Origin of the sequence: Sphingoaurantiacus capsulatus, assembly GCF_042648405.1 — a bacterium.
Taxonomy (GTDB): Bacteria; Pseudomonadota; Alphaproteobacteria; order Sphingomonadales; family Sphingomonadaceae; genus Sphingoaurantiacus; species Sphingoaurantiacus capsulatus.
In genome coordinates this window covers 1-829 of sequence record NZ_JBHRXV010000020.1, presented here as the reverse complement: position 1 = coordinate 829, position 829 = coordinate 1, and the positions used below count along the sequence as shown (strand labels likewise).

At 64.3% G+C, this 829-nt stretch carries 1 protein-coding gene; it reads left to right on the top strand.

Going from position 1 to position 829, the window contains the following annotated elements; translation table 11 throughout:
• Window positions 1-55 precede the first annotated feature (55 nt).
• Window positions 56-816 (top strand): IS5 family transposase gene (locus ACFOMD_RS18360; protein ID WP_380864275.1). Its coding sequence is split into 2 segments (ribosomal slippage): window positions 56-389 and window positions 389-816, totalling 762 coding nucleotides; the frame shifts between segments, so codons are not numbered across the junction.
• Window positions 817-829 lie beyond the last annotated feature (13 nt).

Sequence of the window (829 nt, the reverse complement as noted above, 5' to 3'; positions counted from 1 at the left end):
TAAATCGGTTGAATATTGGGTTTGAGGTTGATTCATTGGCGGCGGAGGTGCTGCCATGGATGGTCTTTTGATGTTGTCTGAGGCGCAGATGCGGCGGATCGCGCCGCATTTTCCGCTGTCGCACGGTGTGGCGCGGGTCGATGATCGGCGGGTTCTGAGCGGTATCCTGTTCGTGATCCGCAATGGCTTGCGGTGGCGCGATGCGCCGGCGGCGTACGGGCCGCACAAGACGATCTACAACCGTTTCATCCGCTGGAGCCGGCTCGGCGTGTTCAACCGGATCTTCGCCGAACTGGCGGCGGGCAGCGATGCGGGGGACCGGCTGATGATCGATGCGACCCATCTCAAGGCGCATCGCACTGCCGCCAGCCTGCTCAAAAAGGGGCTCTACCCCGATGTATCGGGCGCAGCCGCGGCGGGCTGACCACCAAGCTCCATGCCGTGTGCGACGGCAGCGGTCGTCCCGTCCGCCTGGCGCTGACCGAAGGACAGACCAGCGACTACAAGGGCGCCGCCCTGCTGGTCGGAACGCTGCCGCCCGCCCGCGCCATGCTCGGCGACAGAGGCTATGACGCGCGCTGGTTCCGCGAAGCCCTCGCCGAGCGCGGCATAACCGCCTGCATCCCCTCGCATCGGACCCGCAAAATCCAGCCGCCTTACGACCGCACCCTCTACCGTCAGCGCCACAAGATCGAGAACATGTTCGCACGCCTCAAGGACTGGCGGCGTATCCACACCCGATACGACCGATGCGCCCACACCTTCCTCTCAGCAATCGCCTTCGCCGCCGCCTTCATCTTCTGGCTCAATCAATGAGTCCTGATCCTAG